General features: G+C 58.1%; 10 protein-coding genes. 2 read left to right on the top strand and 8 right to left on the bottom strand.

Annotated elements, in window-relative coordinates; translation table 11 throughout:
- Positions 1 to 25: 25 nt before the first annotated feature.
- The 7 genes from MHH28_RS12225 to MHH28_RS12255 form a co-directional block, all read right to left on the bottom strand.
- The gene (locus tag MHH28_RS12225; protein ID WP_405115214.1) at positions 26 to 2,842 is read right to left on the bottom strand and encodes an FAD-dependent oxidoreductase; all 2,817 of its coding nucleotides are present in this window, start codon (positions 2,840 to 2,842) and stop codon (positions 26 to 28) included.
- Positions 2,843 to 2,860: 18 nt separating this feature from the next.
- A complete protein-coding gene (locus MHH28_RS12230; RefSeq protein ID WP_405115216.1) occupies positions 2,861 to 3,697 on the bottom strand; it encodes a carbohydrate ABC transporter permease in 837 nt (278 codons plus the stop codon).
- 2 nt (positions 3,698 to 3,699) lie between these two features.
- Positions 3,700 to 4,683 (bottom strand): carbohydrate ABC transporter permease, encoded by a 984-nt coding sequence (locus tag MHH28_RS12235; RefSeq protein WP_405115218.1) that lies wholly within the window; start codon positions 4,681 to 4,683, stop codon positions 3,700 to 3,702.
- 80 nt (positions 4,684 to 4,763) lie between these two features.
- The gene (locus MHH28_RS12240; RefSeq protein ID WP_405115220.1) at positions 4,764 to 6,266 is read right to left on the bottom strand and encodes an ABC transporter substrate-binding protein; all 1,503 of its coding nucleotides are present in this window, start codon (positions 6,264 to 6,266) and stop codon (positions 4,764 to 4,766) included.
- 864 nt (positions 6,267 to 7,130) lie between these two features.
- Positions 7,131 to 10,316, bottom strand: a complete 3,186-nt coding sequence (locus MHH28_RS12245) for an alpha-mannosidase (RefSeq protein WP_405115222.1) — start codon at positions 10,314 to 10,316, stop codon at positions 7,131 to 7,133.
- A 47-nt stretch (positions 10,317 to 10,363) separates the two neighbouring features.
- The gene (locus MHH28_RS12250; RefSeq protein WP_405117030.1) at positions 10,364 to 13,603 is read right to left on the bottom strand and encodes an alpha-mannosidase; all 3,240 of its coding nucleotides are present in this window, start codon (positions 13,601 to 13,603) and stop codon (positions 10,364 to 10,366) included.
- A gap of 775 nt (positions 13,604 to 14,378) precedes the next feature.
- Complete coding sequence (locus tag MHH28_RS12255; protein WP_405115224.1) at positions 14,379 to 15,419, bottom strand: LacI family DNA-binding transcriptional regulator; 1,041 nt, start codon at positions 15,417 to 15,419, stop codon at positions 14,379 to 14,381.
- Positions 15,420 to 15,546: 127 nt separating this feature from the next.
- Between MHH28_RS12255 and MHH28_RS12260 the strand changes: the two genes are divergently transcribed.
- Positions 15,547 to 16,182 (top strand): TetR family transcriptional regulator, encoded by a 636-nt coding sequence (locus MHH28_RS12260; protein ID WP_405115226.1) that lies wholly within the window; start codon positions 15,547 to 15,549, stop codon positions 16,180 to 16,182.
- Positions 16,183 to 16,192: 10 nt separating this feature from the next.
- Positions 16,193 to 17,467 (top strand): MFS transporter, encoded by a 1,275-nt coding sequence (locus tag MHH28_RS12265; RefSeq protein ID WP_405115229.1) that lies wholly within the window; start codon positions 16,193 to 16,195, stop codon positions 17,465 to 17,467.
- Between the two features lie 70 nt (positions 17,468 to 17,537).
- Here MHH28_RS12265 and MHH28_RS12270 read toward each other — a convergent pair whose 3' ends face one another.
- On the bottom strand, positions 17,538 to 18,053 hold the full coding sequence (locus tag MHH28_RS12270) for a hypothetical protein (protein WP_405115231.1): 516 nt from the start codon (positions 18,051 to 18,053) through the stop codon (positions 17,538 to 17,540).
- Between the last annotated feature and the right edge of the window lie 24 nt (positions 18,054 to 18,077).

The raw sequence follows: 18,077 nt of genomic DNA on the forward strand, positions 1-18,077 counted from the left end.
TTGGAATAGGTAAGCTGTAGTGACATCATTCAGAACAAGGGCTAACTATGATCCGGCACCGGGCGGCAGCAGCCAAACCGGCTGTGATCCTGCGGGCAATGAAGGTGTCCTCCTTACTCATTCCGGCAGCTTGCGCAGCTTCATCATTGCCAGCAGACTCCCGGGGTAAGTCTTCAGGCCATATGTCATCAGCAATATAGGCCAGCGCAGCGGCATCGGGAATCCGGCCCTGTCTGCGCAGCTCCTCTACCGCCGGAACCATCAGCAGCTCTCCGGAACCTGCTGTACCGGCGGCTTCCTCCGGCCAGCGGATATCCAGGTAAATCTCATCCGGGTAGAAGCCTTGGCGGAGACGCAGCAGCATCCGGTCGGCTCCCTTCTGCCAGGGGAACCAGCACCCGTCCGCCACCTGGCCGGACAGCTCCGGCCCCGTCAGGACAGCGGTCAACACGCCTGGAGCTGCCGGGAGAAGATCCGGGAGCGGATTATCCGTCCGCACGGGTTCCCCCGCCTGGAGGAGCCCGCCCGCATGAATGAAGCTGCACCCGTTCTTGGTGGCGATCTCTATCACAGTCTGCCCTCCTTCCTGCCATGATCCCAGGCTCCGGGCTTCGTACAGAACGCGCACTCCGGCTTCTTCCAGCAGCCGGTCTGCCGCCAGCTGGGTCAGTACCGGCTCCAGCTGCCCGCCGTTCCACGCCCCCTCCTTGCGAAGCAGGTCCAGCAGCTTGCGGACGGCCGCCGCATCCTCCTGTTCATCCGCCCCATGGAACGCAGTGATCCTAGACCTGGTGACCTCTGTCAGCAGGGCACTGCCGGACGCGAGCAGCACTACGCGCTTACCCGTCAGGCCGAGTGCAGCTGCACAGACGACCTCAGCCGTTCCAGCTCCGATAACCGCTAGATCGAACGTGCCGAGCAGCGGGGCTGCCGCTCCCTGATGCGCTACATCCGATGCACCAGTTGTACCTGCTGCAACTCCGGAAAGCAGGCGGGCAGCCGCATTGCGGACATACCCTCTGGAATCTGCGGCGGATGCGGCCGCAAGATCCCTGCTAAGCTTGTCATCCACTCCGGCCTGCGACAGAATGGCAGCGGCCCGCAGCTCCAGGCTCCAGCGGAGCGGCTCCGGCCGTTCCCCGTGCATCCGGTAATCCTCCCCGGGAACGCCGGAGGCCAGCCAGCTCTTCACAGCCGCAGCCGCCGCTGCCTGCTGCTCCTTGTCCAGCAGCGGCAGGACAGCAGACAAATAATCCAGCAGGAACGTGCTGTGCACCGCCCCCGGCTGCTCTGCAAGTGCACGGACCGCTTCCTCCAGCCCGGCGGGGCTATTCAGCATCCGCAGTAGAACGAAGGATGCGACCCAGAAGGGCACGCATTTCGGGTGGTTGCTGAACTTGCCCCCATCCCTTGCAGCAATAAGGCGGAGCAGATAAGGGATGGCCTCCTCCCTGCCGAGCAGCGCCAGTGTTATGGCAGCATTGAAACCAGCCACGGCAGACTCCTCCTCCAGCATTCCTGCCAATAACCGGACCACCTTCGGTTCACTGCCTGCGCCTGCGGAATGGCCCAGCAGCCAGACCGCCTTCCAGCCCTCTTCCGTGCCAAAGTACCCGGCTAGCTGTTCACAGTATCTGGCGGCATTATTCCCATCCAGCTCCCGGCCGGCCAGACTGCCCTGCCGGAAGCGGAGGTTCCGCCCGGCGGTCCGCTGCAGATCCTCCTGCTCCAGCACTCCCCGCTCAGCCAGCCGCTGCTGCAGGAGCGAACGGTCCACCTGACGGGGCGCGCAGCCGCCTTGTAAGCTCAGTGCAGCCGCTACCCCGGCTGCTTCACCAACCTTATGCATGTCCTTCTGCATCCGCACACCCATGCCTGCATCCCTGTCCACCGACAGGGCGCGACCTGCTACCAGCAGCCGTTCCAGCCCTTTGGGCAGCAGCGCCCCGTAGGGAATATCGCACCACAGCCCCCGGACGAACAGGCCCATTACCGCAATCCACAGCTGGCTGAACTCACTCTCATTGCCGGTATCGAAGCCGTGATTATCCAGGTGGGAATAGCTGCGCGAGATGACCTCAGCTGAAGGCCGGTCTTCGATGTAATCCTGCAGCGTGATGGTGGCATCCCCTTCTATAAGCCCGCCTTCCCTCACGCCAAGCATGGAGGAGACGGCGAAGTAACGCGCCCCCTGCCGGTAGCCCTCCCTGACCCACTCCCGGCCGCGGGTGAATGCCCGGGAGACATCCCAGGGATCATACGGGTCCACCCACCCGGCATCCAGATTGTCGTACCCGATCTCACCGTCCAGCACCCTGCGCGGAATGAACGAGTAGTTATGATAGATGCCGTCCAGCTCCCGGCCGTAGCGCAGCCGGCCCCCCGCCATGCGCACCAGATGAGCGTTGCCGGTGCTGTCGATGGTGACCCCGGCGCGGACTTCCAGCGGTCCGGACGGACTCAGCAGCCGTACGCCTGCTACTCCGTCAGCTTCCATGATTACCTCATAGACCACCGAATCCAGCCAGACCCGGATTCCCTTCTCCCGGCAGAGAGCGGCGAGCGCCACCCGCTTTGCATCGGGATGGAAGCCCTTGGTCCTCCCGCCGAACACGGCAGCTACTTCGGCCGTGCGGCGGTCAATCTCCTCCTGGAGCCCCCCTGGAGACCCGTAGTAATAACGGTGGATGCCGCCCCGGGTCGCGACTCCGCCCAAGGCGGTATCATTTTCTATCAGGATCACGCTGACGCCTTCTTCGGCGGCCGCAAGGGCCGCTACACAACCGGCCGTCCCTCCTCCAACGACAAGTACATCTGCTGAGACGGCTTTTGACTGAATCATGCACACACCTCCTGTTGCTTAGCCTTTGATCGAACCGGCCAGACCTTCAATGAAATAGCGCTGCAGGAACAGGAACACGATGATAATCGGCACCACCGACATCACTGCTCCCGCCGCCAGTCCGGTCCAGTCCACGCTGTTGGTCCCGAAGAAGTTATACATGCCGACTCCCAGCGTGCGCAGCGAAGGCTTGCTTAGCGTGAAGGTCAGCGGGACGAAGAATGCATTCCACGCGCCGATGAAGCTGAAGATCGTCACTGTGCCAAGAATCGGCCTCGCCAGCGGCAGCATGATGCTGAAGAACATCCGGAAGTACCCGGCGCCGTCAATCGTGGCAGATTCCTCCATCTCTTTGGGCAGGGAGGCGAAGTAGCCGACGAACAGCAGAATCGAGACGATTTTGGACGGGCCGGACTCGGCCAGAATGACCCCCATCAGCGTATTATTGAAGCCGAGGCCGACAATCAGCTCGAACAGCGGGAGAATCGTGAAGCCCTTGGGCAGGAACATCGAGATGATCAGCATGGTCATAATCAGTTTTTTGCCAGGCATGTTGCCCCTCCCCAGCGCATACCCCGCCATTGAGGTAATCACCAGGACTAGCATGACCACCGATGCCGTTACAATCACCGAGTTGAAAAAGTACTGATAAAAGTTCGCCAGCTCCCAGGCCCGCACAAAGTTATCGAAGGTCGGCTCTTTGGGGATGACGTTAATGCCGCCCAGGAACATTTCGCTCTGCGATTTGAAGGAAGACGAGATGATCCAGATGAACGGATAACTCCAGATTAAAGTGAAGCCCAGCAGCAGAAGCTGGACAGGCAGTTGTCGGAGCATCCGGTTAAGCCTGTACATGGTTATTCCGCTCCTTTCGCGCCGGATCTGCGGGCATATTTGCCGGTCAGCGCCTGGATGATGACGACTACGAGCACAGCCAGACTGAACAGAATGCCTGCGGCCGAGGCGAAGCCATACCGGGACGAACCGCTCTCCGGCTCAAACGCATACCGGAAAATATAAGTCTGCACCACATCGGTCGCTTTGACCGGGCCGCCCTCAGTCATCGTACGAACCAGATCGAACGGATCCAGGTTATTGATGAACGTCAGCAGCGTAATGACCAGGCCAATCGGGGCCAGCATAGGAATCGTGATCCTGAAAAAGCTCTGTACTCTACCCGCCCCGTCAATTCTAGCCGCCTCGTACAGCTCACCCGGGATCGTCTGTAATCCTGCGAGCCAGTAGATCATGGGGGTCCCGAAGCTTTTCCAGACGGAAACTGCCAGCAGGGTGGGCAAGGCCAATGCGGTCGAACCCAGAAAGTTAATCGGCTCACTGATGATCCCGGTATTCAGCAGCATCTCGTTCACCGCACCGCCCAGCGGGTTCAGCAGAATGGAGAAGATGACTCCGATTACCGCTGTTGTAGAAATCACGGGTACAAACAGCAGCAGTCTGTAAACATTTCTCCCCGCCAGGAACTGGTTGTTGAGAATGACCGCCACCACCAGCGCCAGCGGCATCTGGATCAGGACATGGGTCAGGGCGAAGAGGAAGGTGTTCATGAACGCATTCCAGAAGCCCGGGTCGGCAGCCACCTCCCGGAAGTTGCCCAGTCCGATGAAATCGTTCGGCCAGCCGATGCCATCCCAGTTGAAGAACGAATAATACCAGCTTGCAATCATCGGCCATAGGGTAAAAGCGGAAAAGAACACCAGCATCGGCAATACGAACAGGTAATGGTAACGGTGCTTTTTGATTCGGTGGAACAGCTCCGCTCTCCGGGAGAGCGGAGCCTTGCCGGCGGGAGCAGGGATCGTCTGCTGCGTGCCGTAGCCCATGATGCATTCACTCCTGTCTGTTTCTGTATGGATTCTGTATGTTTCCGGGGCCTAAGCCATGCTCAACGCTTGTTCAGCGCTTATTCAATGATGTAGTTCTGCATCGGGTCCCAATCCGGGTACTTCAGGTCCTCTCTGGTGAAGGTGATTCCGCCGTCATTGGCGATTTTGATCTGCTCATCGATCACCTTATTGGCCTTGGCATCGTATTCCTCCGCAAGTTGCACCGGATCTTCATTGCTCATAACTGCCTTCAGGAAAACCTCCTGAATCTTCGGCTTCGGCATCGAGTCACTGATGTTTTTCGAGAACTGGTCATAGTTCTGGTTGTTCGTATTCACCGCCGGGGCCATGCGGATCGTCTCGTCCATGACCTTCACAATCTGCTGCATATCGGCGGACATCTCAATGCCTTCCATGGCTGCCGGCATCAGCACCAGCTCTTTGGCATATTCATAATTCGCCCGCTCGAACGCTTCCGAGCCCAGGAAGTCCAGCACCTTCCACGCGGCATCCTTGACCTTCGACTGCGAGCTCATGGCATACCGCGGCTCGGCTATAGTCGGCGTATCCCGGTAACCCTTGCGGCCTGCATCGGGCACCGGCGCTGAGGCAATACCCATATCCATGCCTGCATTCAGCTTGCGGATCTCTTCCGCCTGCCAGGCTGCGCCGATGAACATAGCTACGCGTCCGGCGGCGAACTGCTGGTGCATCTGCGCGGTATCCCAGTTCTCCCAGCCCGGGGCCACAATCTTCTGCGCATTCAGCTGGCGCAGAATCTCGACCACCGGCGTTGCCGACTTCGACGAGAACAGGCCGGTCTTCAGGTTAATGATCGTGTTGCCCTCATATCCGATTACACCGCCGTCAAGTCCCGATCCCAGACCGGATACGCTCAGCCCGAACACCGCCGGAGCCTTGCCCATCATGGCAAAGCCGTAGACCTTACCCTGGCCCTCCTTCGTAATCTTCGTTGCGGCTTCGACGAATTCACTGTGTGTCTTCGGAGGCTCACTGTAGCCGTATTTCTCCAGAATAGCCTTGTTGTAGTAGAGCGGTCTTACCTTATCGAAGCGCGGGTCGCGGACCGGAACGCCGATGATCTCCCCGTTCACCCGGGTCTGGCTGGTGCGGCTGAAGGCGCCTTCGGGGAAGCGGGCCTGGAAGGCATCGTCCATATAGCTGTCGAGCGGCTCTGCCCATTTGTTGTCGTAGACGGTGCGGGCCTGCGGCTGGCCGCCTTCGATGAAGAAGAGGTCCGGGCCCTCATTGGCGGCAAAAGACAGCTGAAGCGCATTATTATACTGCTCTGTCGGATTGGCGATAACGGTGACTTTGACGTCTGGATTTGTTTTCATGAAGATGTCCATCTGTTCTTTGTAGAACGCCTCATCTCCCGGCCGGGCGGAGACGATGGAGAAATTCACCTTCTGGACCGCAGCGGCCGTTGCCGCAGGCTCCTGCGAGGATCCGGCCGGAGCAGGCGTTCCGCTGCTTCCCTCCGTGTTGTTGCCGCCGCAGCCGGCCAGCACCCCTGCCATCATGCCCGTCAGGGCAAATACCGTTGTCAGCGCTCTCATGAATGAACGTTTTTTGGTCAATTGCATACACTCCCCTTAAGTAGGCTCGGTGATGATTGATATAGTTCGTCTGTATCGTTACTTCTCCTTACAGCCTTATTGTAGCAAGTACCGCGAACCGCGCGTATCCCATGCATCTACGATCCGGGTGGAGATATCTATGCAATTAGCGGGGGATGGGGTGCACATGTACAGTCGTCGCGAGCCGCGTCCAGAGAATTCAAGTGCACTTCTGCACCTCATTGGCTCATCTTGCCAACTTTTGAGGAATTCAAGTGCACTTCTGCACCTCATTCGCTCACCTAGCCAAGTTTTGAGGAATTCAAGTGCTCTTCTGCACCTCATTCGCTCATCTAGCCGACTTTTGAGGAATTCAAGTGCACTTCTGCACCTCATTCGCTCACCTAGCCGACTTTTGAAGAATTCAAGTGCTCTTCTGCTCCTCATTCGCTCACCTAGCCGACTTTTGAAGAATTCAAGTGCACTTCTGCACCTCATTCGCTCACCTAGCCGACTTTTGAAGAATTCAAGTGCACTTCTGCACCTCATTCGCTCACTTAGCCAACTTTGAGGAATTCAAGTGCACTTCTGCACCTCATTCGCTCATCTAGCCGACTTTTGAGGAATTCAAGTGCACTTCTGCACCTCATTCGCTCATCTTGCCAACTTTTGAGGAATTCAAGTGCACTTCTGCACCTCATTCGCTCATCTAGCCGACTTTGCTGAAATAAGGTGCACTTCTGCAATTCCTTGGCTCGTTAGGCCAGGTAGAGAACTTGTAGGTGTTAGCACCAGCAATCTGAGCGCCTGCTCTCCTCATCAAAAAAAGCAGTGCCGCCCATACAGGCGAACACTGCTCTTTCATTATGGTGCGGTCACTTTCAACGTAACCACCTCGTATGGGGTCAGGACGCGGGAGACGTTCCCTCCGCTGGCCGACAGCCTGGACTCCGTAACCGGCTTCTCCATCAGGTTAAGTTCCGTCACGCCGGCCGGGTCCGGCGGATGGGTAAGCTCCACCCGGTCCCGGCCGCCGCCGGATTCATACAGGCGGAGTACAGCACCGCTGCCGTCCTCCGCGATCTTGACGGCATCCACGATCGTATGCCGGCTATGCACATCCAGCAGCGAGCCGGACGGCGGCAGGCTGCCCTCATGCTGCCCGGTCGGACAGGCAAGCAGCGGCTGGTTCAGCCCGAACCCTTGCTGCACAACATGCCCTTCTCTCCAGTCTCCTTCATGCGGATAGAGGGAATACGTGAATTCGTGCACCCCGATATCGGCGGTAGGGTCCGGCCAACGGGGCGAACGAAGCAGGGACAGACGCATCGTATTTCCTTTGATATCATACCCGTACTTGCAGTCGTTCAGCAGGCTGACCCCGAAGCCGCCCTCCGACAGATCCGCCCAGCGGTGCCCGCATACCTCGAACTGGGCCTGCTCCCAGCTTGTATTGTTATGGGTCGCCCGCTCAATGCTGCCGAACGGAATCTCATACACCGCCTTCGCAGCCCGGATATCCACCGGAAAAGCAGCCTTCAGCAGCTTATGCTCCTCCCGCCAGTCCACCCGGGTCTCGAAGTCGACACGCCGGGAATGGCGGTGGAAGACGATATGCTGTTCCACCCGTGACTGGTTCAGCTCCCAGGTGAAGCATAGAATATCGCGGGTGTTCCCCTGCAGGACCACTTCGCTGGACAGCAATCTGGCTTCCGCAGCGGGCTGCTCCGCAAAATGGGGATCCATATCCCACGCATCCCAGACCGTCGGCCGGTCATGGAACAGCTGCAAGTCGTTGGCTGCGGCGTCTGGAGCAACAAGCTCCCGGCCTTTGCTTTTGTCCAACCAGGAGCTGATCCGGCCCAACCTATCGAAGGTAATGTGATAATCCTCCGTCTCCCAGCGGTCAAGCAGGGCAGGTATCTCTGCTGATTCTCCGCCAAGACTTGCCGGGTCCGCAGCAGCTACTGCCACAGCCCCTCCTGCTCTTCCATTCACCCTATGGCGCAGCCAGATTACCTTGTACCCCATCGCTGGAACTTCTCCCGCCGCAATGAACAGCTTCACTCGCCCGCCAGTTTCCAGCAGGTCATAGGGAAGGACATTTCCCTCCGCATCATAGGGCTGCTGATCCAGCAGCACCGCACCGCCTTGCACCATAACCGTATCCTTCCGCTTCCAGGACAGGCTGTTGAACAGTATCAGCGGTGTGCCTTCTCCCCGCGTGTCTATAGCAGCTGCCAGTGTGCTGGTGGCTTGACTGCGGGCCTGTTCCCCATAGCCAAAAACATCCTCATAATGCGCCTCCGACTTCACATACACCTCCGGGATGGAGGTGCCGGGAATGATGTCGTGGAACTGGTTCAGCAGCAGCAGCTCCCAGCCTTGGCGTAGCAGCCCCTGCTGCACTTCCACACAACGCTCAAGCGCTGCCGCGCCGGACAAATAGGCTAGAGCATTCCAGATTTCCGCTTCGCGGTAGAGCGTCTCGGCCTTGCGGTTCCAGCGTTTGTTTTTGGCGTGTGTGGTATAGGTTCCTCTGTGCAGCTCCAGATACATATCCCCGGACCAGACAGGCAGCTCAGGGGCAGCATCACGGATTCCGTCAAAAAACGCATGGGCCGTGCTGAACCGGCTCTCCGGCAGCCCCGGCAAGGAAGCGGAGCGTTCAATCACTTCAAGCATTTCGCGCGTAACCCCGCCGCCTCCGTCCCCGTAGCCGTAGAGCAGCATTTGTTCGGGATGTGCTTTTTGCTGGCGGAAGCTGTCCCAATGCTCTCCCACATCCGCCGGAAGCGTGTTCTCATTCAGACCGTGATTGAGGAAGGACAGAATCCGCGTTCCGTCGATGCCCTCCCACTGAAACAAGTCATAGGGAAAAGCATTCGTGTCATTCCAGTTCATCTTCGTAGTCATGAAGTAATCGACACCGGATTGCTTCAGCAGCTGGGGCAGGGAGGCACAATAGCCGAAGGTGTCCGGCAGCCATTCCACCCGCGGAACCTGGCCGAATTCCTGCTCATAGAAGGCGCGCCCGTAGAGAAGCTGCCGGACCAATGACTCTCCGGAGGGGATATTCAGATCCGGCTCGACCCACATCCCGCCTACCAGCTCCCAGCGTCCCTCTGCGATACGCTGTTTGATGCGCTCATACAAGTCGGGATAGTGCTTTTTGGCGTATGCATATAGCTGCGGCTGGCTCTGGGAATACCGGTAATGCTCATAATGCTCCATCAGCGTGATGACTGTCGAGAACGTCCGGCCGGTCTTGCGCACCGTCTCCTTCAGCGGCCATAGCCAGGCCAGATCGATGTGGGACTGGCCGACCATGTGCATCGTACCCGCTACTCCCGGGTCCCGGCTTTTTCCGGCAGCTTCGAGTGCGCTTCTAAGCTTTGCCTCCGCTTGCCCCATCTGCTCTTCACTCAGCGCTGCCGGGTCCCCGGCTTCCTGAATCAGCGCTTCCAGTGCGCGTTCAAGATATAGCCGTTCTGCGGAATGTTCCGGCAGCCGCTGCAATGTCTCGTAACCTACGGTTACCGTAAAATATAAGTTCTCCGCCGCCATATTCACGCTCACCAGTCTGGCCTCCTCGAACCGGACCGGCGGGGCATCATTGTCCTTCTGCCCGTTGAGCGGGTCTGTGGGAATCGGCGGCACATGATACAGCTCGATCACCAGCTTCAGCTCACCGCTCGCCGCCAGCTCAGCGGAGAGCGGGACGAAGCTCCGGTTCTTGTCCAGACCATGATACGGAGTGCCGTTCACTGACAGCAGCCCCTCGCCCCCGGCCTTGAACACAAGGCCGGTAGTTCCTGCCTGCCATGCAGCAGGCACCTGTGCGGTTGCCGTAAGGAACAGGGTCTCCCGCACCTTGCTCGTAAGACGCCCGGGGGAAGCCGTCTCCCCTTCCGGTCCGTAATAACGGTAATCCCCTTCGTCTACATACTCCGCTCTGCGCAGCGACCACTCTTCAATCTCCAGGCTGTCCTTATACCGGCGTAGCAGCAGCTCATTCAGCAACCGTCCGGTCCGTCTTGTCAGCGGCATATCCCAGCCTCCTCTATTGAGTTAGGTGCTCCTGTTCAACCCTCGCGTCAGGCAAAAGTCAAATGAACTGTGTGGATCTCATAAGGCTTGAAATCAAGCCGGATCGCAGGTCCGTTCACCGTCTCAGTCTCCAACGGCCGCTCCATCAGATCGCGCAGCTGCCAAGAGGAGACGGCATAATCGCTGCTGACATCCGCCGTGCAGCGTGTTCCGGTGAGCTCATGCAGCCGGACGATACATCCGCTGCCGTCTTCGGCCAGCTTCACGGCATCGATGGCAATGTTCGGGGCATCGCAAGTGATCAAGGATTTGCCGCTTCCCGCTGCATATCCGCCTGCAACCGCCAGAAGAGGTTGATTAAGTACCCACGCTTCCTGTACCGTGCCCGCAGCCACCCAATCCCCTTCATGCGGAAGCAGCGAATACGTAAAGTTATGCTCTCCCTGATCCGCCAGCCGGTCGGGGCTGGTCGCCGATTTGATCAGCGACAGCCGCATCGTATGATCCTTAATGTCGTAGCCGTATTTACAGTCATTCAGCAGGCTGACCCCATAGCCCCGCTCCGATAGATCCGCCCACTGATGACCTACGCTCTCGAACCGTGCATAATCCCAGCTTGTATTCCAGTGGGTCGGCCGCTTCACGTTACCGAACTGGATATCATAAGTTGCTTCAGTAGCCCGCACGGCAACCGGGAATGCCGTCTTTAGCAGCTGGTGCTGTTCATGCCAGTCTACGTAGGTCTCGAAATCAATCCGCGCGCTTCCGGCATAGACCTTGACCTTCTGGATGATGGTGGAATCCATATAGCTCCAGACGAATTCCAGCACCGCCTGGAGCGGGCCGCATTCGAGCAGCTTGACGGAGCGCAGATCGGTGATGACCTGCATTTTCTCCTGATAAAATAAATCAATATCCCACGCATCGAACATCTTCGGCTTATCCTCGAACACCTGCAGCACATTGCCGCATTCGCCCGGGGCCAGCACCTCCCGAGCGGCCCTGCGATCGAAGACCCGGCTCAGCTGTCCGTCCGCATTCCACTCCAGAATATAATAAGGAGTGGTTAGTGTGGAATCCTGCCAGCGGAAGGGAACAGAGGGTTCTGGCTGAGCGGCTTCGGAACCGCCAGGCTCAGCGGCAACAATCACTGCACTGCCCATCGCCGGGACCGCCGCTGTCTCCACCAGCCACTGCCCGCCGGAGCGCTGTGCATTTAGCCGGTTGCCCTCGGCATCCGTCCAGATGGCGTTCTCTGCATCGTGAGACACGGTTGCCAGCCGGGGCGCAGTGAAGAAGGCGCTGTTAAACAGTGTATATTCTGTGCGCAGCGGGACTCCCGCCGGAGAGAGCCCGGCTTGCGGCGCAGGCGAACCCCCGGCAGACTCCGCAGGGAGACCGGCATGTGCTGCAAGTGAACCCGCAGACGGCAGGCCGACAAGCCCCTCCACAGCAGCCGTCCGCGCTGCCAGGCCAAGCTGCTCCGCTTCCGCATATTCCACCCGTGAATCCTGATATACCTCGTGAATGGAGGAGCCGGGAATAATATCATGGAACTGGTTGCGCAGAATGGTCTGCCAGCCTTCCAGAAGCGAGTCCGCAGGATACTGGCCGAATCCGCCGCTTTCCGCCGCCCAGAGCATCTGCAGCCATTCTGCTTCGCGGTAGAGCAGCTCCAGCTTGCGGTTCATTTTTTTGTTATAGGCCTGGCTGGTATAGGTTCCCCGGTGGTACTCCAGGTATAGCTCCCCGTCCCAGGTATGCACATACTCCTCTGTAGCATCTATCGTCTCATGGAGCCGCTCGAAGTACTCCGCTGCCCGGCCCGTCTTCACCTGCGGAAGACCCGGCATCGTATCCAGACGCCGCCGCATCTCCAGCATCTCGCGGTTGACACCGCCGCCCCCGTCTCCGTATCCGTAGGATAGCAGCAGCTCGCGGTTGAGGTTTTTGTCCCGGTACTGCTCCCAGATTCCCTGCACGGAGAACGGCTCGATCAGGCCATTATAGGTGTAATACCAGGCACCCGATTCCGGGCCCTCCGGCGTCGTGATGAAGTGGGTCAGCACCTCGCTGCCGTCAATTCCTCTCCACTGGAACGTATCATGCGGCATCCGGTTGTACTGGCTCCAGCTGATCTTGGTCGTCATGAAGGTGTCAATGCCCGACTTGCGCAGAATCTGCGGCAGCGCCCAGCTATAGCCGAACACATCCGGCAGCCATAAGTATTTGCAGTCCACGCCGAACTCTTCACGGAAAAACTTCGTTCCGTACAAAATCTGCCGCACCAGCGACTCGCCGCTTGTCAGATTACAGTCCGCTTCCAGCCACATCGCCCCTCCGGCTTCCCATCGGCCCTCTTCCACCCGCTGCTTAATCTCCTGATAGATCTCAGGGTAATCCTGCTTGATGTATGCATAGAGCTGAGGCTGAGTCTGCAAAAAAATGTACTCCGGGAACTCCTTCATCAGCCGCAGTACAGTGGAGAAGGAGCGGGCGGCTTTTTCGCGGGTGTGGGTCAGCCGCCATAACCAGGCCACATCGATGTGCGTATGGCCTATGGCGGTTACCGTCACCGGATGTTGCCGCTCCATCCGGGCGAGCGCCTCACGCAGCAGCGCTTCGGCTTCCTGAACTGAAGCATAGAACGCCGCGCTTCCGGGTCTGGACCAGTCCAGTCTGTTGAAAGCCTTGTTCAAGGCGGCCAGCAGCTCATGCTTCTCAGTCTGGCTGTCCTGAAGCTGCTTGATGGTCCCGAGCGCCGCCCGCCCGGTATAGTATAGGTTGTCGGCGGACTCATCCAGATAGGCAAGCTCTGCCCGCTTGATTCGGTGCTCCTGCGGAATCAGCTGCCCATCGCCGTTCAGGCCCGACCATAAGCGGAAGGTGAAATCCAGCTCCCGCCCGGCGGTGCCGTCCTCCAGGAACACCTCCTGGTGGTTGGAGTCCACCCCCTGATACGGCTTCCCGTCCAGATAGAGCAGCGATTCGAATCCGCTGTTATTCCCCCCGCCGGTGCGCCCGAAATCGAACAGCCCGACAACACGCTTACCCTGCCAGTCCGCAGGCACGCTCACCTTGCGGTGCAGCCACAGATAGGCATCGTAGCCGGTCCAATGCTCCCCGGTCCGCAGCTTCCTGCCCCCGTCAAGTGCAGTAGGATAGGCACCGTTAGCTCCTTCCAGATCCTCAGTAACCTGCCATTCCTCAAGTGTAATCCCCTCACGGTACCGGTACCCTTCCAACTCTCTCAACCGCGCGCCAAGCTTATCCTCTGTCCAGAACATATTCATTCTTCATTCTCCTCCTTCGTTATAACACGTGTTATTAAACGAGCAAAAAGTGGGGGCTGGCTGAGATCAGGTGCATTAGTGCTCCTCATTCGCTCGCCTAGCCCACTTTCAGCTAATTCAGGTGCACTTGTGCTCCTCATTCCTGCGCCTAGCCCACTTTCGGCTAATTCAGGTGCATTAGTGCACCTCATTCCCGCGCCTAGCCCACTTTCGGTTAATTCAGGTGCACTTGTGCACCTCATTCCCGCGCCCAGCCCACTTTCGGCTAATTCAGGTGCATTAGTGCACCTCATTCCCGCGCCTAGCCCACTTTCGGCTAATTCAGGTGCATTAGTGCTCCTCATTCCTGCGCCTAGCCCACTTTCGGCTTATTCAGGTGCATTAGTGCACTTCATTCCCGCGCCTAGCCCACTTTCGGCTAATTCAGGTGCATTAGTGCACTTCATTCCCGCGCCTAGCCCACTTTCGGCTAATTCAGGTGCATTAGTGCACCCCATTCCCGCGCCTAGCCCACTTTCGGCTAATTCAGGTGCATTAGTGCTCCTCATTCACTCACATAGACTATTTCCACTAGCTCATCCAGCTCACTTTCGGCCAACTCAAAGGGATTTATCTCTCTCCTTACAGCATCCGGCCCATTTCCAGCCGGGCCGGAGGGATTTATCCATCCCATTCCAGCATCCAGTCCATCCAGCCCACTCCACGCTACCAGCCGCGCCAGCTACACTACCACCAGCACTTAACACTTTAGCTCCACTTCCACCAGCAGCTACGCGCTTTCCCCCGCTCTCAGCACGGCCGGGAGCCAGATCTTCTCCGCCTGCCCGGCTTCCTTGCCGCCGCCCATCTGCTGAAGCAGGCAGCGTACGGCCTCTTCCCCCATACTCACATAGGGGATCTCAACGCAGCTTAAGGATGGTAGGCTGAGCCGGTGGCCCTGGATGGTATTATCGGCGGCCATGATGCGCAGGTCTTCGCCGATCCGCAGGCCCAGCTTATGGGCCGTCCGGTACAGCTCCGGGATCGCGCTTGACCAGTTGACCAGGAGCGGCGCATTCAACTGGCCGGAATCTCCCGCCAGTCCCTGCAGGCATTCTGCCCACGCGCCGCCATGCTCCTCCAAGCGAAGGATTACCGGCTCCATCCCATGCGCTGTGCACCAGCCCATGTAGGCTTCCCGGCGGTTCCGCTCCGCCCAGTTATCCGCGTCAAGCTGATGATATACCTCGGCGTAGACCGGCCCCGGCTGCTGTGCCGTGCCTTCCCGCATCAAGTATTCCAGTGCAGTCTTCACACTGCCGGAATAATCAGCCAGTACCGAGTATACTCCCGGCACTTCCGCATACCCTTCCACGGAGACATAAGGGACTCCGGCGCCGCTGACACGGGAGGCCCATTCTTCGTCCCGGTAGCTGGTGTGGTCCAGGGTGACTATCCCGTCGATCTTCCGCTGGTGATACAATTCCAGCAGCTCGGCTCTGCCGCCTGCATTCCCCTTGGGGCGCGGGGAACAGAGCAGAATGTGATACCCGCTCAGCTCACACTCCCGCTGCATCCCTTCCAGCAGCCGGGTGAACAGTGGATGGCGCGTATCTCCATAAGCGGCCAGTGTCATGCTTCTTCCCGTCTTCATGCTGCGCGCACCCGCGTCCACATGATAATTCAGCTCACGGATCGCTTCCAGCACAGCCTCACGCGTATCTGCCCCAACCCCGATGCCGGGCGTATCGTTGAGCACCGCAGAAACAACGCTGCGCGACACGCCTGCCCGTTTGGCTACATCAAAGCTGGTTACTCTTTTTTTGCCCATAATTCAGCACCTCAAAGCGAGTATAACACGTGTTATAAAATAATGTATAGCGCTTTCTTGCAAAGTGACAACCGTGTCACTATAATAATAATGACGCATGTGTCATTATTAAAAAGGAGGAATCCGAATGTCACCTAGAATCTCTGATCAGCAGAAGGAAGAACGGCGCTCCAAAATCCTGAATGCCGCGAAGCTGGTATTCACCGCCAAAGGCTATGAAGCCGCTACCTTCAAGGATATCCTGGATGAAACCGGGATGAGCCGCGGCTGGATCTATCTGTATTTTCAGACAAAGGAGGAGATCTTCGAGGCGCTGCTGGATCAGCAGGACATGGAGTATGAGGCTTATCTGGCAGAGCTAACAGCTAAGCAACCTGGGATCTGGGATGTCATCCTACAGATGTACGCCGATCAACAGGCTGACCTTATGCGGATGCCGGGCGGGAGCTTCATGCCTGCTTTCTATGAGTATTTCCTTGGCGGTTCAAGGGATGAACGGCGGAGAAGCCTGCTGCTGAAGCGTTACGAGGCGGGCCTCACACGCTTTGCGCGACTGCTGCGCACAGGGGTGGAACGCGGGGAATTCAGCCCGGAGCAGCCGCTTGCCCAGGTAGCAAGAATTGCTGCCTCTTACCAGGAAGGGATAGCGACACACACCCTGGCTGTAGGGCCGGAGCTTGCCCGTACGGAATTACAGATTCAGGCACTGCTCGATTATCTGAAGCAACTGCTGAACCCCGGGTCCCGTCCGGCTCAGGAATAGGAGGCATTATATGTCCGCGCTTTTTCGCAACCCTGTCTTCACCAGGCTGTTCCTGGCCAACTTCGCTTCCCAGCTCGGAACGGTGGTCGGCAATATGGCCTTTGCCTATTATCTGGTCGATCACTTCAGTACCCGTCCAGCGCTGGCGGCAACCGCTGAACTGATGTATTCTCTGCCTACTCTGGCCGTATTCTGGCTGGTAGGGGTGATCGCCGACCTGCTTGACCGCGCCCGTATCGCTGTATACAGCGATTGGATCAGGGCGGGATTAACGCTGCTGCTCCTCGTAGCCTTGCATTTCGGGCTGCTGACCCTATGCTTCCTGCTTCTCTTCCTGCGCAGCGCCGTAGCGAAGTTCTTCGGTCCTGCCGAGATGGGATTGCTGCAGGGCAGCATCGGCCAGGAGCAATATGTGCAGGCTGTAGGCCTGAACCAGATGATTATGGGACTGTTCATGCTGTTCGGCATGAGCCTCGGGGCATTCGCCTACCGTTTTCTTGGCATTGAAGGCGCCATTCTGATCGACGGCATCAGCTTCCTCCTCTCCGGACTGCTGATTCTAAGCTGCCGGTTCCATGAGGATGTACGGATGCCCGGCGGCCGCCACGCCCTGAAGGATATCCGTTTTCCCCGGCTCATCGGGGATTTCCTGGAAGGTCTTCGTTATATCCTCAGCCACAAGCTGCTCCTGACGCTCATCTCCGGCTTCCTGTTCTTCGGAATCGTCAATGGGGTCTTTGCGGTCCTCCCTATTTTTACGATGAAATACAAGCTCAGTCCAGATTCCTACATGGTTCATGCCTCTCTAATTACTCTGTGCCTGGGCATCGGGTATCTGGCCGGAAGCCTGGCAGCCTCTCCGCTCATCCGCCGGTTCACGCGGGCCCGGGTGCTGATTACCGGACTGCTGCTCTCCAGCCTGTTCATTGTTGCCCTGGGCTCGGCGAATAGCATCTGGGTCTATCTTCCCCTCGTTCTCTTAGAAGGCTTCTGCATTGCCCCGGTGAACATCGCCATCGGCAGCTGGCTGCCGGAGCTGGTCATCCCGGGGAATATGGGGCGCGTCAATGCTCTGATTGAGCCCATTATGATGCTCGGCCATTCGCTGGCGCTCGGGCTGGTTGCTCTCGCTTTTCCCGCTATCGTATCCGTCACTTGGCTGCACTATCTTCTAGCGGTATGCACGCTGCTGGTTTGTGTGTATTACGCATTCGCCCTGCCCCCGCTGGTCCGCAGACTGGCCTTGAATGAGGGTGACACCTCGGCGGCTGAACGGGCAAGCTAGAACATGTATATCCGACAAAAAAGCCCCGCAGCCCATGGTCAATCCCATTCATGGCTACGGGGCACCTTATCTATCTTTGCAGCTCCTGATCCTTCTGCTTCAACAGATCGGCATATTCTTCCTTGTACTGCTCCAGCTTCTGCTTCAGGTCGGCACTTCCTGGACTCGTCTTCAGCAGGCTGCTGGTGGTAAGGATGTTAGTGACCACAGTATCAATTTTCTCGTCAATGATATCAATTTTACTCTTGGCCGCCGTCAAGGCAGGATCAGGTGTGTTGACCGGCACAGGACCAACCAGCGAGCTCTTCTCGTCAGACAGCGGAGGAGCCGGGCGCCCTTTGTCATCCAGACTGATCGTTTTGCCCTTCACCGTCACTTTGAATCCGGCCAATTCACCGATGGCGCGCACAGGCGCATAACTCTTGCCGTCAATGACAATGGCCGGATCGGCCAGCTTCTTCCCATACACATTTACCGTATATTCCGCTTGAATGGCCTTTCCTACCAGTGTAGCCGAAGCGCCCAGCGCCTGCGCACCCACCATCAGTATCGCTCCGGCAATGACCCCGGCAGCAATCTTTTTCATAAGAAATTCACTCCCTGTATAAGA

Source organism: Paenibacillus sp. FSL K6-1217, assembly GCF_045040735.1.
In the GTDB taxonomy this organism is placed as follows: domain Bacteria; phylum Bacillota; class Bacilli; order Paenibacillales; family Paenibacillaceae; genus Paenibacillus_AQ.